Genomic DNA, 18,801 nt, shown 5'->3' with positions numbered 1-18,801 from the left:
GGGGAACTTTTGCTGAAGTCTCGCATCATAACGGCTCTGATTTTAATTCCGATTGTTATCGCAGCGCTGTTCTTGCTGCCGCCGATGGGCTTTGCCCTGGTAACACTCGCTGTGTGCATGTTAGCCGCCTGGGAGTGGGGGCAGTTGGCTGGCTTTGCTGCCCGCCCCCAACGTATCTGGTTGGCGATATTGTGCGGTTTCCTATTGGCGCTGATGATGCTCAGCGTGCCTGCCTACCATCAGTCTGTTCACCAATTGCAGATCGCTGGCCCGCTGTGGTTATCGCTGGGATGGTGGCTGGTGGCTCTGCTTCTGGTGCTGTTCTATCCAGGCTCGGCGGCGCTGTGGCGTAATTCGCGCACCTTGCGGCTGGTCTTTGGCCTGTTGACCATCGTGCCGTTTTTCTGGGGCATGCTGGCACTGCGTCAGTTCGGCTATGAAGAGAATCATTTTACCGGTGCCTGGTGGTTGCTGTACGTTATGCTGCTGGTCTGGGGCGCAGATTCTGGCGCCTACATGTTCGGCAAGCTGTTTGGCAAACACAAGCTGGCCCCGAAGGTCTCCCCGGGCAAAACCTGGGAAGGGCTGGTCGGCGGGCTGGTCACGTCTGCCGTGATTTCGTGGCTGTTTGGCCGCTATGCGCCGCTAAACGTGGTGCCTATGACCCTATTGGTCTGTTCGGTGATTGCGGCCCTGGCTTCGGTGTTGGGCGATCTGACGGAAAGCATGTTCAAACGTGAAGCCGGTATCAAGGACAGTGGTCATCTGATCCCGGGGCACGGCGGCATTCTGGATCGTATCGATAGCCTGACCGCAGCGGTACCGGTATTTGCCTGCTTGATGCTGTTAGTGTTTTAATCCGTCATCGGCGGGGGGAGTAAAGGGATTCTATGGTCAGCGTACTCTGGAACTTGGTCGCGTTTATTATCGCTCTGGGTATATTGATCACCGTGCATGAGTTCGGGCACTTTTGGGTGGCCCGCCGCTGTGGCGTCCGTGTGGAGCGTTTCTCTATCGGCTTTGGCCGTGCACTATGGCGCCGCACCGATCGTCAGGGCACCGAATATGTTGTCGCCATGATCCCCCTTGGCGGCTATGTCAAAATGCTTGATGAGCGCGTCGAAACGGTAGCTCCCGAGCTGCGTCATGAGGCGTTCAACAATAAAACCGTCTGGCAGCGTGCGGCGATTGTCAGCGCGGGCCCCATTGCCAATTTCCTGTTTGCCATTCTTGCCTATTGGATCGTCTTTATCATCGGCGTGCCGAGTTACCGCCCGGTCATCGGTGAAATTACTCCGCAATCCATTGCCGCCCATGCCGAAATTTCTCCGGGAATGGAACTTAAGTCCGTTGACGGTATCGAAACGCCTGATTGGGAATCTGTTCGTCTGGCGTTGGTGACCAAAATCGGTGATACGCAAACCGAGGTAGAAATTGCTCCGTTTGGTTCTTCACAAAAGGTGAGCAAGACCCTGGATTTGCGCCACTGGAGCTTTGAGCCGGACAAAGAAGATCCCGTGCGTTCTCTAGGCATGATCCCGCGTGGCCCGCAGATTGAATCCGTGCTGGCAGAAGTTCAGGCCGGGTCGGCTGCGCAAAAGGCAGGTTTACAAGCGGGGGACAGGATCGTTAAAGTCGATGGTCAGCCACTTGGTCGTTGGGTTACGTTGGTTAAACGTATCCACAATGCTCCAGGGCTTCCGCTGGTTTTAGAGATAGAAAGAAACGGCGCCCCCTTGTCTTTAACGCTGATACCAGATACAAAGCCGGTGGGAAAAGACAAAGCGGTGGGGTTTGCCGGGATTATACCCAAAGTTATCCCTCTGCCGGATGAGTACAAGACCATCCGTCAATATGGGCCGTTCTCTGCGCTGTATCAGGCGGGGGACAAAACCTGGCAGCTGATGCACCTTACGGTCAGCATGATAGGTAAATTGATTACCGGTGATGTGAAGCTGAACAACCTGAGTGGCCCGATTTCCATTGCACAGGGAGCAGGGGCATCAGCAGAGGTGGGTTTTGTGTATTATATGATGTTTCTGGCGTTGATTAGCGTCAACTTAGGGATCATCAACCTCTTCCCATTACCGGTATTAGATGGTGGGCATCTCCTCTTCCTGGCGATAGAAAAGCTGAAGGGGGGGCCAGTTTCTGAGCGAGTACAGGACTACAGCTACCGCATTGGTTCGATCTTGTTGGTACTGCTGATGGGTCTTGCACTTTTCAATGATTTTTCTCGTCTTTAGGGGCGGGGACAGGTTAGGAAGAACGCATAACAACGATGGCGATGAAAAAGTTGCTCATAGCGTCGCTGCTGTTTGGCAGCGCCACCGTATACGGTGCAGACGGGTTCGTAGTGAAGGATATTCATTTCGAAGGCCTGCAACGAGTCGCCGTCGGTGCGGCGTTACTCAACATGCCGGTTCGCGTAGGCGATACCGTCTCTGATGATGATATCGGTAATACCATCCGTGCCTTGTTTGCCACTGGCAACTTCGAGGACGTTCGCGTACTGCGCGATGGTGATACGCTGATTGTTCAGGTTAAGGAACGCCCTACCATTGCCAGCATCACTTTCTCCGGTAACAAATCGGTGAAAGATGACATGCTCAAGCAAAACCTGGAAGCCTCTGGCGTCCGGGTTGGTGAAGCACTCGACCGCACCACCTTATCCAGCATTGAAAAAGGGTTGGAAGACTTCTACTACAGCGTCGGTAAATACAGTGCCTCGGTGAAAGCCGTTGTCACGCCGTTGCCGCGTAACCGTGTTGACCTGAAACTGGTGTTCACGGAAGGGGTTTCCGCCAAGATTCAACAAATCAACATTGTCGGCAACCATGCCTTCACCAACGATGAACTGATCGCGCACTTCCAGTTGCGTGATGATGTGCCGTGGTGGAACGTAGTGGCCGATCGCAAATACCAGAAGCAAAAGCTGGCGGGGGACCTTGAGAGCCTGCGCAGCTTCTATCTGGATCGCGGCTATGCCCGTTTCAATATCGATTCGACGCAGGTCAGCCTGACGCCAGATAAAAAAGGCATCTATATCACCGTTAACATCACCGAAGGCGAGCAGTACAAGCTTTCCGGCGTGGTGGTGAATGGCAACCTGGCCGGTCATTCGGCAGAAGTGGCCCAGTTGACCAAGATTGAGCCGGGTGAGCTGTTTAACGGCACCAAAGTGACCAAAATGGAAGATAACATCAAGAAGATGTTTGGCCGTTATGGTTACGCCTATCCTCGCGTACAGACTCAACCTGAAATCAACGACGCGGATAAAACCGTGAAGCTGAACGTCAACATCGATGCGGGTAACCGTTTCTATGTTCGTCGCATCAAGTTCGAAGGCAACGACACCAGTAAAGATTCCGTTCTGCGCCGCGAAATGCGCCAGATGGAAGGGGCGTGGCTGGGTAACGATCAGGTCGAGCAGGGTAAAGAGCGTCTGAACCGTCTGGGTTACTTTGAGACGGTCGATGTTGAAACCCAGCGTGTACCGGGTTCTCCCGATCAGGTTGATATCACCTATAAGGTGAAAGAACGTAACACCGGGACGCTGAACTTTGGTGTGGGTTACGGTACTGAAAGTGGCGTCAGCTTCCAGGCGGGTGTCCAGCAGGATAACTGGCTGGGCACGGGCTACTCTGTTGGCATCAGCGGCACCAAGAACGACTACCAGACCTATACCGAGCTGTCGGTGACCAACCCGTACTTCACCGTTGACGGTGTGAGTCTGGGCGGCCGTATCTTCTATAACGACTTTAAAGCGAATAACGCCGATCTGTCCGACTATACCAACAGCAGTTATGGTATTGACGGCACGCTGGGCTTCCCAATCAACGAGAACAACTCGCTGCGTGCTGGCCTGGGTTACGTCCATAACTCCTTGTCAGAAATGCAGCCGCAGATTGCCATGTGGCGCTATCTGAACTCGATGGGCGATTATCCTGACTTTAAGGATCGCGCCAGCTTTACAGCCGATGACTTCACGCTGAACCTGGGCTGGACCTATAATAATCTGGACCGTGGTTACTTCCCTACCCAGGGTAACCGCACTACGTTCAACACCAAGGTGACCGTGCCGGGTTCCGACAACTCATACTACAAGATGACGTTGGACACCGCGCAGTATATGCCGCTTAACGATGACAAGACCTGGGTATTGCTGGGTCGTGGCCGTCTGGGCTATGCCGATGGGTTGGGCGGTAAAGAAATGCCGTTCTATGAAAACTTCTATGCGGGTGGTTCAAGTACCGTACGTGGCTTCCAGTCCAACACCATTGGTCCGAAAGCCGTGTACTACAACTCCAACTCGTATTCTTGCCAGTACGCGCCAGGCACCAGCACCGCTCAGCCGATTTGTAGCTCGAACGATGCGGTGGGCGGTAACGCCATGGCCGTGGCAAGTATGGAATTGATCACGCCTACGCCGTTCCTCAGCGAGAAATACGCCAACTCGGTGCGTACTTCGCTGTTTATCGATGCCGGTACCGTGTGGGATACCCACTGGGAAAACACCGATCAGACGCTGATGTACGGGGTGCCAGACTACAGCAAAGCGAGCAACATTCGCGTGTCTGCCGGTCTTGCGCTGCAGTGGATGTCTCCACTGGGGCCGTTGGTCTTCTCCTATGCGGATCCGATCAAGAAATACGACGGCGACAGGTCGGAGCAGTTCCAGTTTAACATCGGTAAAACCTGGTAATAACCGGTTTCACCCGTGGGCATAGCGGTACAAGAATCGCAAATGCCAGGCTTAAACAAGCTCATAGCGAGAGAAATCTCATTGTGTAATGTGATAAGTCTGGCAGATTGTGTACTTTCAAAAGTGTCATGTGACACAAATGGGTGATGGTAAGGAGTTTATAGTGAAAAAGTGGTTATGTGCCGCAGGCCTCGGTTTAGCAATGGCTGCTTCTGCAGGCGTTCAGGCAGCTGACAAGATTGCTGTTGTTAACGTTTCTAGCATTTTCCAACAGTTGCCAGCTCGTGAAACCGTAGCCAAGCAATTGGAAAGCGAATTCAAAGGCCGCGCAGGCGAACTCCAGAACATGGAACGCGATCTGCAAACCAAAATGCAGAAACTGCAGCGTGATGGTTCTACCATGAAAGCCAGCGATCGCACCAAGATGGAAAAAGACGTGATGGCTCAGCGTGAGAAGTTCTCTCAGAAAGCGCAGGCTTTCGAGCAGGACAATCGTCGTCGCCAGATGGAAGAGCGTAACAAGATCCTGAGCCGTATTCAGGATGCTGTGAAGGCCGTTGCCAGCAAAGAAGGCTATGACGTCGTGATCGACGCTAACGCAGTTGCTTATGCAGGCTCTTCAAAAGATATTACTGCAGACGTGCTGAAACAGGTTAAATAACGCCATGCCTTCAATTCGACTGGCTGATTTAGCGCAGCAGTTGGATGCACAATTGCACGGTGATGGCGATCTCGTCATCACCGGCATTGCTTCTATGCATTCCGCACAGCCTGGCCAAATCACGTTTTTGTCAAACAGCCGCTACCAACAGCAGCTGGCTTCCTGCCAGGCGAGTGCTGTGGTACTCACCGAAGCAGACCTACCACACTGCCGTAGCGCAGCGCTGGTAGTTAAAAACCCTTACCTGACCTATGCGCGTATGGCGCAGTTGATGGACACCACGCCAGCACCCGCAGCAGATATCGCGCCAAGCGCGGTGATCTCTCCTGAGGCCAAGCTGGGGCAGAACGTTGCTATTGGGGCGAACGCGGTTATCGAATCCGGTGTTGAACTGGGCGATAACGTGGTCATCGGCCCGGGCTGCTTTATCGGCAAGCAGGCACGCATCGGCGCAGGTACGCGTCTGTGGGCCAACGTGACGATTTATCATGAAGTGGAAATCGGCCAGCACTGCCTGATCCAATCGGGAACGGTAATTGGTGCGGACGGTTTCGGCTACGCCAACGAGCGTGGCAACTGGATCAAGATCCCGCAGCTTGGCACGGTGATTATTGGCGATCGCGTTGAGATTGGTGCCTGTACAACCATCGACCGTGGCGCCTTGGATAACACCCAGATTGGGAATGGTGTTATCATAGATAACCAGTGTCAGATTGCACACAACGTGGTGATTGGCGAGAATACCGCCGTCGCGGGCGGTGTGATCATGGCGGGTAGCCTGAAAATCGGGCGCTATTGCCAAATTGGCGGCGCCAGTGTGATCAATGGTCACATGGAGATTGCTGACCAGGTAGTTGTCACCGGGATGGGAATGGTTATGCGACCAATCACCGAACCTGGGGTATACTCCTCTGGCATTCCGTTACAACCCAACAAAGTTTGGCGTAAAACCGCGGCGTTGGTGATGAATATCGATGAGATTAGCAAGCGCTTGAAAGCTGTCGAACGAAAAGTCGGAAAAGACTAATCACCACGGCCCGGGATGCTGGGTATAAAACGAAACGCGTTGGCAATGATGCCAAAAGCGCAAAGAGTTGTTAATTTGCGGCCTGCCTGATGATCTCCTTTTTGGGGTCAACGCAGGCCGTGTTGTTGATGCCATCAGTTTTTAGAGACAGGAAGAGTATTTTGACTACTGACACTCATACTCTAGATATTGCAGAAATTCTGGAACTGCTTCCTCACCGTTATCCATTCTTGCTGGTTGACCGTGTATTGGATTTCGAAGAGCATAAATATCTGCGTGCAGTGAAGAACGTATCCGTTAATGAGCCGTTTTTCCAGGGGCATTTCCCTGGTAAACCGATTTTTCCAGGCGTGCTGATTTTGGAAGCTATGGCTCAGGCCACGGGTATCCTGGCATTTAAGAGCGTGGGTAAACTGGAACCGGGCGAGCTGTACTATTTCGCCGGTATTGACGAAGCTCGCTTCAAGCGCCCTGTGGTGCCTGGCGATCAGATGATTATGGAAGTCACTTTCGAAAAAACCCGTCGTGGTCTGACCCGCTTTAAAGGCGTGGCGACCGTCGATGGAAAAATTGTCTGCGAAGCAACCATGATGTGTGCCCGCAGCCGGGAGGCATAATCCGTGATTGATAAAACCGCCTTTATCCATCCAAGCGCGATCGTTGAAGAAGGCGCCGTTATCGGCGCTGGTGCGCATATAGGTCCCTTCTGCTACGTCGGCTCCCAGGTGGAAATCGGCGCGGGTACGGTCCTCAAATCGCATGTGGTGGTGAACGGTATCACCAAGATTGGCCGCGATAACGAGATCTATCAGTTTGCCTCTATCGGCGAAGTGAATCAGGATCTCAAATACGCTGGCGAACCGACTCGGGTTGAAGTCGGCGATCGTAACCGCATTCGTGAGAGCGTCACCATTCATCGCGGTACTGCACAGGGAACGGGCCTGACCAAAGTCGGTAATGACAACCTGCTGATGGTCAACGTGCACGTTGCTCATGACTGCGTGGTGGGCAATTCCTGCGTGTTGGCCAACAACGCTACGCTGGCTGGTCACGTGGAGATCGACGATTTCGCCATCATTGGCGGCATGACCGCGATCCACCAATTCTGTGTGATTGGTGCCCATGTGATGGTCGGTGGTTGCTCCGGTGTCGCTCAGGACGTACCGCCTTTTGTCATCGCGCAGGGTAACCACGCGACGCCATTTGGTATCAACGCCGTAGGTCTGAAACGCCGTGGTTTTGATAAGGATCAAATGCAGGCGATCCGTAATGCCTACAAGATCCTCTATCGCAGCGAGAAGACCTTCGACGAGGCTAAAGCAGAGATCGAAACCCTGGCGCAACAGCAGCCAGTGGTACAGCAGTTCCTCGATTTCTTTGCGCGTTCTACCCGTGGGATTATTCGCTGAGTTATGCCAAATCGTCCATTGACTATCGGATTGGTCGCCGGGGAAACCTCCGGTGATATTCTGGGTGCCGGATTAATTCGTGCGCTTAAGACGTACTACCCAAGCGCCCGCTTTGTCGGTGTCGCTGGCCCGCTGATGCAGGCCGAAGGGTGTGAAACCTGGTACGAAATGGAAGAGCTGGCGGTGATGGGCGTGGTAGAGGTGCTTGAGCGTCTGCCACGCCTGTTGAAGATCCGCAAGGATCTGACCCGCCGGTTCAGTGAGCTGAAGCCTGACGTGTTTGTCGGTATCGATGCGCCAGATTTCAACCTCACGCTGGAAGGCCGCCTGAAACAGCGCGGTATCCGCACTATTCACTATGTCAGCCCGTCCGTGTGGGCCTGGCGTCAGAAACGCGTTTTCAAAATTGGTAAAGCGACCGACCTGGTGTTGGCGTTCCTCCCTTTCGAAAAAGCGTTTTACGATCGTTTCAACGTCCCTTGTCGCTTCATCGGTCATACCATGGCCGATGCGATGCCATTGCAGGCGGATAAGCTGGCCGCACGCGCTACGCTGGGCATTGACCCGGGCGCTCGCTGTTTGGCATTGCTACCCGGCAGCCGTAATGCCGAAGTGGAAATGCTCAGTGGCGACTTCCTGCGTACCGCCCAATTGCTACGCGAGCATTATCCCGATCTGGAAGTGGTGGTGCCTTTGGTCAACGCCAAGCGCCGTGAGCAGTTTGAACGCATCAAGGCCGAGGTCGCGCCTGAGCTTAAGGTTCACCTGCTGGATGGCAAAGGGCGTGAGGCGATGGTGGCCAGCGATGCAGCTCTGTTGGCTTCCGGCACCGCAGCGCTGGAATGCATGTTGGCAAAATGCCCGATGGTGGTGGGTTACCGCATGAAGCCATTTACCTTCTGGCTGGCGGAGCGGCTGGTGAAAACCCCGTATGTCTCATTGCCTAACCTGCTGGCGGGGCGTGAAATCGTCACCGAACTGCTGCAACACGATTGTGTACCGGATAAGCTGGCCGCGGCGTTATTGCCGCTGCTGGAAGACAGCCCGCAGGCGGAGCTGTTGAAACAGACCTTCCTTGAACTGCATCAGAGCATTCGCTGTGGTGCCGATGAACAGGCCGCTCAGGCTGTGTTGGAGCTGGCAAAAGCATGATGGAACCCTTTGTTTACCCTGCCGCCCGGCTGTTTGCCGGTGTGGATGAAGTGGGGCGCGGGCCTTTGGTGGGTGCCGTTGTGACCGCTGCGGTGATCCTCGATCCTGCACGGCCGATTGTTGGCCTGGCGGATTCCAAAAAGCTCAGCGAGAAGCGCCGCCTGGCGTTATACGACGAGATCGTGGAAAAGGCGCTGTCCTGGAGCCTGGGGCGTGCTGAGCCGGTCGAAATCGACCAACTGAATATCCTGCATGCCACCATGCTGGCGATGCAGCGTGCGGTTGCGGGTTTGCATATCGCACCGGACATGGTGTTGATTGATGGCAACCGTTGCCCCAAATTGCCGATGCGCTCGTTAGCGGTGGTGAAAGGGGATAGCCGGGTTGCGGAGATCAGTGCCGCGTCAATTCTGGCGAAGGTAACCCGCGATCGCGAAATGACCGAGCTGGATGCGATTTTCCCGGATTATGGCTTTGCCCAACACAAGGGCTATCCCACCGCGTTCCATCTGGAAAAGCTGGCCGTGTTGGGGGCTACCGAGCATCATCGTCGCAGCTTTGCCCCGGTAAGACGGGCGCTGGAGTCTGGCTCGTCAGCTAAGTAACCAAGCCGCATAGTTCACACGATGCTTAATATTACGCCCCCTCTCCTTTTGGGAGAGGGTCGGGGTGAGGGGAAAGGGCTACGGTGATCTTCCCCACACCCTAATGTAACCCCGGTTCAGCAAGCTGAACCCCAACACGTTGGTATCTGGATATGGCCGAACCTCGTTTTATTCATCTGCGCGTGCACAGTGACTACTCCATGATAGATGGATTAGCCAAGATCGGCCCGTTGGTGAAAAGAGCTGCCGCGTTAGCCATGCCAGCCTTGGCCGTCACCGACTTCACCAATATGTGTGGTCTGGTGAAGTTTTATGGCAGTGCGCACGGTGCCGGGATCAAACCGATCATCGGTGCGGATTTCCATGTGCAAAGCGAAGAGCTGGGCGATGAGCTGGCACAGCTTACCGTGCTGGCAGCCGATAACGTTGGCTATCAAAACCTCACCCTATTAATCTCCAGGGCGTATCAGCGCGGTTATGGCCCGGCAGGCCCGGTGATCGATCGCGACTGGCTGATAGAACACCGCAGCGGGTTGATCCTGCTTTCCGGTGCACGCATGGGCGACGTCGGCAAGTTTCTGCTGCGTGGCAACCAGGCCCTGGTCGATCAGTGCCTGGAGTTTTACCAGCAGCATTTCCCGGACAGCTATTATCTCGAACTGATCCGCACCGGCCGTGGGGATGAAGAAAACTATCTGCACGCCGCCGTAGCCCTGGCGACCGAACGTGGGTTGCCGGTAGTCGCCACCAACGACGTCCGTTTCCTGGTGGAAGATGACTTTGACGCCCATGAGATCCGCGTAGCGATCCATGATGGCTTCACGCTCGACGATCCCAAACGCCCGAAAAACTACAGCCCGCAACAGTACATGCGCAGCGAAGAGGAGATGTGCGAGCTGTTTGCCGACATCCCGGAAGCGTTGCTAAACAGTGTGGAAATTGCCAAGCGCTGTAACGTCACCATCCGTTTGGGCGAATATTTCCTGCCACAGTTCCCCACTGGCGATATGACCACCGAAGATTTCCTGGTGCTCAAGTCCAAAGAGGGGTTGGAAGAACGTCTGGAATTCCTGTTCCCGGACCCTGAAGTCCGTGCCGAACGACGTCCTGAATACGATGAGCGTCTGGATCTGGAACTGAAAGTGATCAACCAGATGGGATTCCCGGGCTACTTCCTGATCGTAATGGAATTCATCCAGTGGTCGAAAGATAACGACGTGCCGGTAGGCCCGGGGCGTGGCTCTGGTGCCGGTTCGCTGGTGGCCTATGCGCTGAAAATCACCGATCTCGACCCGCTGGAGTTTGACCTGCTGTTCGAACGCTTCCTGAACCCGGAACGTGTCTCGATGCCCGACTTCGACGTCGACTTCTGCATGGAAAAACGCGACCTGGTCATCGAGCACGTGGCGGAGATGTATGGCCGTGAGGCGGTATCGCAGATCATCACCTTCGGTACCATGGCGGCGAAGGCGGTTATCCGCGACGTGGGGCGCGTGTTGGGCCACCCTTATGGCTTTGTCGACCGTATCTCCAAGCTGGTGCCGCCCGATCCGGGCATGACGCTGGAAAAAGCCTTTGCCGCAGAGCCGCAACTGCCGGAAATCTATGAGGCAGACGAAGAGGTCAAAGCGCTGATCGACATGGCGCGCAAGCTGGAAGGCGTGACGCGTAACGCCGGTAAGCACGCCGGGGGCGTGGTGATTGCGCCAACCAAGATCACCGACTTTGCACCGCTCTATTGCGATGCTGAAGGTAACCACCCGGTTACCCAGTTTGACAAGAACGATGTGGAATACGCCGGGCTGGTGAAGTTCGACTTCCTTGGCCTGCGTACGCTGACCATCATCGACTGGGCGTTGGAGATGATCAACGCCCGCCGTGCCAAGACCGGCTTGGAACCGATAGATATCGCGGCCATTCCGCTCGAAGACAAGAAAAGCTTCGACATGCTGCAACGCTCGGAAACCACTGCGGTATTCCAGCTTGAATCGCGCGGCATGAAGGATTTGATCAAACGCCTGAAGCCTGACTGCTTCGAAGACATGATCGCACTGGTGGCGTTGTTCCGCCCCGGCCCGTTACAGTCCGGCATGGTAGATAACTTTATCGACCGTAAGCACGGGCGCGAAGAGATCTCCTACCCTGATATCCAGTGGCAGCATGAATCGCTGAAGCCGGTGCTGGAGCCGACCTATGGCATCATCCTGTACCAGGAACAGGTAATGCAGATCGCTCAGGTACTGGCTGGGTATACGCTGGGCGGGGCGGACATGCTGCGCCGTGCCATGGGTAAAAAGAACCCGGTCGAGATGGCTAAGCAGCGCGGCGGTTTTGAAGATGGTGCCAAATCGCGCGGCATTGACGGCGAATTGTCGGTAAAAATCTTCGATCTGGTAGAGAAGTTCGCGGGTTACGGCTTTAACAAATCGCACTCTGCTGCCTATGCATTGGTGTCTTACCAGACGCTGTGGCTGAAGGCCCACTATCCGGCCGAGTTTATGGCCGCGGTCATGACCGCCGATATGGATAACACCGATAAGGTGGTGGGGCTGGTGGATGAGTGCTGGCGCATGGGCCTGAAAATCCTGCCGCCGGACATCAACAGCGGGCAGTATCACTTCCACGTTAATGACGAGGGCGAGATCGTCTATGGCATTGGCGCCATCAAGGGAGTAGGGGAAGGGCCGATCGAAGCAATTATCGAAGCGCGTAATTCTGGCGAGCAGGGGTATTTTAAAGATCTGTTCGACCTGTGCGCCCGCTCCGATATTAAAAAGCTCAACCGCCGTATTCTGGAAAAGCTGATCATGTCCGGGGCGTTCGATCGCCTGGGGCCTCATCGCGCCGCGTTGATGAACTCCCTGGGGGATGCGCTTAAAGCGGCCGATCAGCACGCCAAAGCCGAAGCCATCGGCCAGGCGGATATGTTTGGCGTGCTGGCGGAAGCGCCGGAGCAGGTAGAGCAATCCTACGCCAACGTCCCCCCTTGGCAGGAACAGGTGGTGCTGGATGGTGAACGGGAAACGCTGGGGCTGTATCTAACCGGCCACCCGATCACCCAGTACCTCAAAGAAATCGAACGCTATGCCGGTGGCCAGCGCCTGAAAGATATGCACCCGACGGATCGCGGCAAGATGACTACCGCCGTCGGGTTGGTGATTGCCTCCAAGATCATGATGACCAAACGCGGCAACCGCATCGGCATTTGTACGCTGGATGACCGCTCTGGCCGTCTGGACATCATGTTATTCACCGATGCCTTGGAAAAATACCAGCATTTGTTGGAAAAAGACCGTATCCTGATCGCGACTGGACAGGTCAGCTTTGATGACTTTAACGGCGGGCTTAAAATGACCGCTCGTGAATTAATGGACATCAGTGAAGCACGTGAAAAATACGCTCGCGGGCTTGCTATCTCGCTGACGGACAGGCAAATTGATGACCAGCTTTTGAACCGTCTCCGTCAGTCTTTGGAACCCCATCGCTCGGGGACGATTCCAGTGCATCTCTACTATCAACGGGAAGATGCACGGGCAAGATTGCGCTTTGGTGCAACTTGGCGCGTGACGCCGACCGACCGCTTGTTGATAGATTTGCGGACCTTGGTAGGTAATGAGCAGGTGGAACTGGAATTTGACTAAAATAGGAATGCTATGAGTCTGAATTTTCTTGATTTTGAACAGCCGATTGCAGAGCTGGAAGCGAAAATTGACTCGCTGACCGCAGTCAGCCGTCAAGACGAAAAATTAGATATTAATCTGGACGAAGAGGTTCAGCGCCTGCGTGAGAAGAGCGTTGAGCTGACGCGCAAGATTTTTTCCGATCTTGGGGCCTGGCAGATTGCCCAATTGGCACGCCACCCGCGCCGTCCTTATACCCTGGATTATATCAAACACATCTTTACCGACTTTGAAGAGCTGGCAGGCGATCGCGCCTATGCCGATGACAAAGCCATTGTCGGTGGTATTGCGCGCCTCGATGGCCGCCCGGTGATGATCATTGGTCATCAGAAAGGGCGTGAAACCAAAGAGAAAATTCGCCGCAACTTCGGTATGCCAGCACCGGAAGGCTATCGCAAAGCGCTGCGCCTGATGGAAATGGCCTCCCGCTTCAAGATGCCGCTGATCACCTTCATCGACACCCCAGGTGCTTATCCTGGCGTGGGTGCGGAAGAGCGTGGCCAGTCTGAGGCGATCGCCCGCAACCTGCGTGAAATGTCTCGCCTGAATATCCCGGTGATCTGCACCGTGATCGGCGAAGGCGGCTCCGGCGGGGCATTGGCGATCGGCGTGGGCGATAAAGTGAATATGCTGCAGTACAGCACCTATTCGGTGATCTCGCCGGAAGGCTGCGCCTCGATCCTGTGGAAAAGTGCCGATAAGGCACCGATTGCCGCAGAAGCGATGGGCATCACTGCACCGCGTCTGAAAGAGCTGAAGCTGATCGATTCTGTGATCCCAGAGCCTTTGGGCTCCGCTCACCGCGACGTACCGGCAATGGCGGCTTCGTTGAAAGCCCAACTGTTGGCGGACCTGGCGGATCTGGATGGCCTGAACAACGAAGAGTTGCTCAACCGTCGCTATCAACGGCTGATGAACTACGGTTATTGCTAAGTGGGCGCAGCATGCGGCGCCCCTACGGCGGAACATGCTAGCCCTTACAAACGTCCACTCAGCAATATGAAACCGCCTCTCGGGGCGGTTTTTTTATGCGTGTAAGACAGCCCCGGCTTTTTATGTTGTTATAAGCTATTGGTAGTTAACTAAAGGATAGCTGCGATGAATATCATTGCGATCATGAGCCCGATGGGCGTTTATTACAAAGACGAGCCTATCCGCGAGCTGCACGTGGCGCTGGCCTCAATGGGTTTCCAACTGGTGTTCCCGAAGAACAGCGGTGATCTGCTCAAGCTGATCGAGCACAATGCGCGTATCTGTGGGGTGATCTTCGACTGGGACGAATACAGCCTGGAGCTGTGCAGCGAAATCAACGAGCTGAATGAATACCTGCCGCTGTATGCGTTTATCAACACCCACTCCACTTTCGACGTCCATCTGCACGAAATGCGTATGGTGCTCTATTTCTTCGAGTATGGTCTGAACGCTGCTGACGATATCGCCCAGCGCATTCGCCAGTATACCGATGAGTATATGGACACCATCACCCCCCCGCTGACCAAGGCGCTGTTCACCTATGTGAAGGAGGGGAAATATACCTTCTGTACGCCGGGCCATATGGCGGGCACCGCGTTCCAGAAAAGCCCGGTGGGCTGCCTGTTCTACGATTTCTTTGGTGCCAACACCCTGAAGGCGGATATTTCCATCTCGGTGACGGAGCTCGGCTCGCTGCTGGATCACACCGGCCCGCATCTGGAGGCGGAAGAGTACATTGCCCGTACGTTCAACGCGGAGCAGAGCTACTTGGTGACCAACGGCACCTCTACCGCCAACAAGATTGTCGGCATGTATTCGGCCCCTGCCGGTAGTACGGTACTGATTGACCGTAACTGCCATAAATCGCTGTGTCATCTGCTGATGATGTGTGACATCGTGCCGATTTACCTGCGCCCGCTGCGTAACGCGTACGGTATTTTAGGCGGTATTCCTCAGCGCGAATTTACCCGCGACAGCATTGCCAAGCGGGTGTCAGACACCGCCAACGCCAGCTGGCCGGTACATGCGGTGATCACCAACTCTACCTATGACGGCTTGCTGTATAACACCGATTACATCAAGCAAACGCTGGACGTAGCGTCGATCCACTTCGATTCGGCTTGGGTGCCTTATACCAATTTCCACCCGATTTATGACGGCAAGAGCGGCATGAGTGGCGATCGTATCCCGGGCAAGGTGATCTATGAAACTCAATCGACCCACAAGCTGTTGGCGGCGTTCTCTCAGGCTTCGATGATCCACATTAAAGGGGATTATGACGAGAACACCTTTAATGAAGCCTACATGATGCACACCACCACTTCGCCGCATTACGGCATTGTGGCTTCGATGGAAACCGCTGCGGCGATGCTGCGTGGTAATCCGGGGCGGCGCATGATTAATCGCTCCGTGGAGCGAGCCCTGCATTTTCGCCGTGAAGTGCAACGCCTGCGTGCCGAGAGTGACACCTGGTTCTTCGATATCTGGCAGCCGGAAGAGATTGACGAGGCACAGTGCTGGCCGCTGAACCCGGACGACAACTGGCATGGCTTCGGCCAGACCGACAGCGATCATATGTATCTGGATCCGATCAAGGTCACCATTTTAACGCCGGGGATGAACGAACTGGGTGAGCTGGAGGAGAGCGGGATCCCTGCCGCGCTGGTAGCGAAATATCTGGATGAGCGTGGGATCGTGGTGGAGAAAACCGGCCCGTACAACTTGCTGTTCCTGTTTAGCATTGGCATCGACAAGACCAAGGCGATGAGCCTGCTGCGCAGCCTGACGGATTTCAAACGTGCTTACGATCTTAACCTGCGGGTGAAAAACATGCTGCCGGATCTGTATGCTGAAGATCCGGACTTCTACCGCCATATGCGCATTCAGGATCTGGCTGCCGGGATCCACCAACTGATCCGCCAGCACGATTTACCGGGCCTGATGCTGCGTGCGTTTGACGTCCTGCCAGAAATGAAGCTGACGCCTTATGAGATGTTCCAGCAGCAGGTACGCGGTAATGTTGAAACCTGCGAGATTGACCAGTTGGTCGGCAAGGTAGCGGCGAACATGATCCTGCCTTATCCGCCGGGCGTACCGGTCGTGATGCCGGGGGAGATGATCACCGAAGAGAGCCGCGCGGTGCTCGATTTCCTGCTGATGCTGTGCTCGATCGGCGAACACTATCCAGGTTTTGAAACCGATATCCACGGCGCCAAGTTGACCGAGGATGGGCGCTATCTGGTGAAGGTGCTGAAAACCTCACAGATTGACTCTTAAACCTGATTACGGCTCCGTATCAGCTCCCTCTCCCTGTGGGAGAGGGTTGGGGTGAGGGGTCACTAAATAACTTACGGAGTTCATCCATGTTGGCATTACGACAGGTTCACCATATAGCGGTGATTGGTTCTGATTACGCCGTCAGTAAGCACTTTTACTGCGATATCCTGGGGTTCACCCTGTTAGCGGAATATTACCGCGAAGAACGTGACTCCTGGAAAGCCGATCTGGCGCTGAATGGCCAATACGTCATTGAACTGTTTTCTTTCCCATCTCCTCCAGCCAGGCCGAGCCGCCCGGAAGCCTGTGGCCTGCGTCACCTGGCATTCAGCGTAGAGGATATCGAGGCATCGATAGCGCATTTACAGGCGGCCGGGGTCGTTTGCGAGCCAATTCGGGTCGATCCCTATACCCAATCCCGCTTTACCTTTTTCAGCGATCCTGACGGATTACCGCTCGAATTATATGAACTATGAATGCTTAATCTGCTGAGAACGGCCCAAGTTATGGGTCGTTATGCTATCATCGCGCCCTTGCCCTCAGTGTCCACAGAGTTATTTCCGCCATGCAAGAGCCTGTTTTCCGCGTCGGGGAGTGGCTGATCACCCCGGCCGACAACCGCATAAGCCGTGATGGGCGTCAACGGACGCTGGAACCGCGCCTGATCGATATGTTGCAGTACTTCGCTCAGCACCCGGACGTGGTGCTAAGCCGCGATGAGCTGATTGATAACATCTGGAAGCGCAATATCGTCACCAACCATGTGGTGACCCAGTGCATTTCCGAACTGCGCAAATATCTGAAAGACGGCGATCCGGACAGCCCCGAATACATCATCACCGTCCCCAAACGCGGTTATAAACTGACTGCACCGGTCATGTGGTGTGAAGAGGGGGAAGATGCGCCGCCGTTGGTACCCCAGGTGGCCGTAGTAATGCATGAACCGGAAGATGGCAGCGAAGAAGAGGCTCCCGCCTATATACCGCCGCGTCCGGCTACCAAGCCAAAGACCCTGTTACCCACTGCGGCAGGTCGTTTTTATCAACGCTCACCCTTTTGGGTCTGGCTGACTTTCCTGGCGGCGCTGTCTGCCTGCGTCGCCTTTGTCGGCATTGCGACCCTGTCTCAGCGCATTCCGGTGTCCACTATGCCGGTGTTGCTCAACCCGCGTGATATCGACATTCGTATCCAGGGCGGTAACAGCTGCAGCAACTGGACGCCACAGCTCTCTTATGTGGTTGGCGTGAGTGAACTGGTCACCGACGCGCTGAATACCTATTCCACGTTCCTGGTACACGATCAGACCAACTACAATTTTGCCGGGCCGAGCAGCTCCGGCAAGTCGTTGTATATCGAGTTTGTTAACCAACGCCATTACCGTGCCCAGCAATGCTTCCTGTCGGTGCGGCTGGTGGATAATGCCGACAGCTCGATCATGCTGGATAAACGCTACTTTATTACCACCGATAATCAGCTAAAAATTCAGCAGGATTTCCTTACCAGCCTGTCGGCGGCGTTGAAACAGCCTTGGCCGCAGCAACTGGCACAGCGTTTGGCGCAGCTGCTACCGCAAAATGGCCCGGCGCTGCAGCGTTTCTATCAGGCACATCAGTTGCTGGTACAGGGTGATGCGGACTCACTGACCCGTGCCAGCAGCCAATTGGAGGCGATAATCAAAACCTCGCCGGACTTTGAGTATGCCGTTGCCGAAAAAGCGCTGGTGGATTTGCTGCGTAACTCCTACCAACCCCTTGATGCGGCCGAACTGGCACAGCTACGAACGGAAATTACCCGCCTGGAGACGTTGCCGGTATTGGCTGATGCCCCCATATTGCAGCAGATAGTTACCGTCGATGCGCTTTCCCAAGGGAAAACGGATGAGGCTTACCGCGCCATTAATAAAGCTATCGATCTACAGATGTCATGGTTGAACTATGTATTACTAGGCAAAGTCTACGAAATGCAGGGCCATAACCATCAGGCTGCGGATTCTTATATTACCGCCTTCAACCTTCGCCCCGGTGAAAACACGCTGCATTGGATCCGTAATGGCGTATTCCAAACCTCTGTCACCGCAGTTGTTCCTTATTTAGACAATTACGACACGCAAAAATAACTCCATTGCCAACCGCTGGCACAAATACAGCGACACTAAAAGTCTAAGGCTGGTGGGAGTCATACGGTTACGACCGTTGAGCGCAGGGATAATGAGATGGACGCTCCTACCACGGCATCGCAATGTGCCACAATTTGAGTGTCTAACCTCAACAGCAGGAGCGTCCAAATGAAAGTATCGACTCTTGGTATCGACTT

The 18,801-nt window shown here is 54.7% G+C and carries 14 protein-coding genes; all 14 read left to right on the top strand.

Annotated elements, in window-relative coordinates:
* Positions 1 to 9: 9 nt before the first annotated feature.
* Entirely contained in the window at positions 10 to 858 is an 849-nt protein-coding gene (cdsA, locus tag ACMV5I_RS20050; protein ID WP_021179914.1) for a phosphatidate cytidylyltransferase, read from the top strand.
* 32 nt (positions 859 to 890) lie between these two features.
* Complete coding sequence (gene rseP / locus ACMV5I_RS20045; protein WP_202672092.1) at positions 891 to 2,246, top strand: sigma E protease regulator RseP; 1,356 nt, start codon at positions 891 to 893, stop codon at positions 2,244 to 2,246.
* A 35-nt stretch (positions 2,247 to 2,281) separates the two neighbouring features.
* Positions 2,282 to 4,705 (top strand): outer membrane protein assembly factor BamA, encoded by a 2,424-nt coding sequence (gene bamA / locus ACMV5I_RS20040; protein ID WP_202672093.1) that lies wholly within the window; start codon positions 2,282 to 2,284, stop codon positions 4,703 to 4,705.
* Positions 4,706 to 4,868: 163 nt separating this feature from the next.
* Positions 4,869 to 5,366: a molecular chaperone Skp gene (gene skp / locus ACMV5I_RS20035; RefSeq protein WP_024484320.1), complete on the top strand. Its 498-nt coding sequence runs from the start codon at positions 4,869 to 4,871 to the stop codon at positions 5,364 to 5,366.
* A gap of 4 nt (positions 5,367 to 5,370) precedes the next feature.
* A complete protein-coding gene (gene lpxD / locus ACMV5I_RS20030) occupies positions 5,371 to 6,393 on the top strand; it encodes a UDP-3-O-(3-hydroxymyristoyl)glucosamine N-acyltransferase (protein WP_024484321.1) in 1,023 nt (340 codons plus the stop codon).
* Positions 6,394 to 6,554: 161 nt separating this feature from the next.
* Positions 6,555 to 7,010 carry a 3-hydroxyacyl-ACP dehydratase FabZ gene (gene fabZ / locus ACMV5I_RS20025; RefSeq protein ID WP_021179919.1) on the top strand — a complete coding sequence of 152 codons (456 nt, stop codon included), beginning with the start codon at positions 6,555 to 6,557 and terminating at the stop codon, positions 7,008 to 7,010.
* A 3-nt stretch (positions 7,011 to 7,013) separates the two neighbouring features.
* The gene (gene lpxA, locus ACMV5I_RS20020; RefSeq protein WP_024484322.1) at positions 7,014 to 7,802 is read left to right on the top strand and encodes an acyl-ACP--UDP-N-acetylglucosamine O-acyltransferase; all 789 of its coding nucleotides are present in this window, start codon (positions 7,014 to 7,016) and stop codon (positions 7,800 to 7,802) included.
* A gap of 3 nt (positions 7,803 to 7,805) precedes the next feature.
* A complete protein-coding gene (gene lpxB / locus ACMV5I_RS20015; protein ID WP_414825135.1) occupies positions 7,806 to 8,954 on the top strand; it encodes a lipid-A-disaccharide synthase in 1,149 nt (382 codons plus the stop codon).
* Entirely contained in the window at positions 8,951 to 9,559 is a 609-nt protein-coding gene (gene rnhB, locus ACMV5I_RS20010; RefSeq protein WP_024484324.1) for a ribonuclease HII, read from the top strand. The genes lpxB and rnhB overlap by 4 nt, the downstream gene beginning before the upstream one ends.
* 152 nt (positions 9,560 to 9,711) lie before the next feature.
* On the top strand, positions 9,712 to 13,200 hold the full coding sequence (gene dnaE, locus ACMV5I_RS20005; protein WP_024485575.1) for a DNA polymerase III subunit alpha: 3,489 nt from the start codon (positions 9,712 to 9,714) through the stop codon (positions 13,198 to 13,200).
* A gap of 12 nt (positions 13,201 to 13,212) precedes the next feature.
* Positions 13,213 to 14,172, top strand: coding sequence for an acetyl-CoA carboxylase carboxyl transferase subunit alpha (gene accA / locus ACMV5I_RS20000; protein ID WP_021806103.1), 960 nt, complete (start codon positions 13,213 to 13,215; stop codon positions 14,170 to 14,172).
* 165 nt (positions 14,173 to 14,337) lie between these two features.
* A complete protein-coding gene (locus ACMV5I_RS19995; RefSeq protein ID WP_202672094.1) occupies positions 14,338 to 16,488 on the top strand; it encodes a lysine decarboxylase LdcC in 2,151 nt (716 codons plus the stop codon).
* A gap of 86 nt (positions 16,489 to 16,574) precedes the next feature.
* Positions 16,575 to 16,964, top strand: coding sequence for a VOC family protein (locus ACMV5I_RS19990; protein WP_024485573.1), 390 nt, complete (start codon positions 16,575 to 16,577; stop codon positions 16,962 to 16,964).
* Positions 16,965 to 17,053: 89 nt separating this feature from the next.
* A complete protein-coding gene (gene cadC / locus ACMV5I_RS19985; protein WP_414825134.1) occupies positions 17,054 to 18,604 on the top strand; it encodes a lysine decarboxylation/transport transcriptional activator CadC in 1,551 nt (516 codons plus the stop codon).
* Positions 18,605 to 18,801 lie beyond the last annotated feature (197 nt).

This window comes from Serratia sp. T13T92 (assembly GCF_047530105.1).
In the GTDB taxonomy this organism is placed as follows: domain Bacteria; phylum Pseudomonadota; class Gammaproteobacteria; order Enterobacterales; family Enterobacteriaceae; genus Chania; species Chania fonticola.
Note: the sequence above shows the minus strand (reverse complement) of the source record. Positions and strands in the feature narration are given on the sequence as shown.

Bases quoted from the DNA above. Each gene is read 5' to 3' on its own strand.
- bamA (WP_202672093.1), top strand. From the start codon at position 2,282: ATGGCGATGAAAAAGTTGCTCATAGCGTCGCTGCTGTTTGGCAGCGCC.
- rnhB (WP_024484324.1), top strand. From the start codon at position 8,951: ATGATGGAACCCTTTGTTTACCCTGCCGCCCGGCTGTTTGCCGGTGTG.
- ACMV5I_RS19995 (WP_202672094.1), top strand. From the start codon at position 14,338: ATGAATATCATTGCGATCATGAGCCCGATGGGCGTTTATTACAAAGAC.
- lpxD (WP_024484321.1), top strand. From the start codon at position 5,371: ATGCCTTCAATTCGACTGGCTGATTTAGCGCAGCAGTTGGATGCACAA.
- accA (WP_021806103.1), top strand. From the start codon at position 13,213: ATGAGTCTGAATTTTCTTGATTTTGAACAGCCGATTGCAGAGCTGGAA.
- cadC (WP_414825134.1), top strand. From the start codon at position 17,054: ATGCAAGAGCCTGTTTTCCGCGTCGGGGAGTGGCTGATCACCCCGGCC.
- lpxB (WP_414825135.1), top strand. From the start codon at position 7,806: ATGCCAAATCGTCCATTGACTATCGGATTGGTCGCCGGGGAAACCTCC.
- rseP (WP_202672092.1), top strand. From the start codon at position 891: ATGGTCAGCGTACTCTGGAACTTGGTCGCGTTTATTATCGCTCTGGGT.
- ACMV5I_RS19990 (WP_024485573.1), top strand. From the start codon at position 16,575: ATGTTGGCATTACGACAGGTTCACCATATAGCGGTGATTGGTTCTGAT.
- dnaE (WP_024485575.1), top strand. From the start codon at position 9,712: ATGGCCGAACCTCGTTTTATTCATCTGCGCGTGCACAGTGACTACTCC.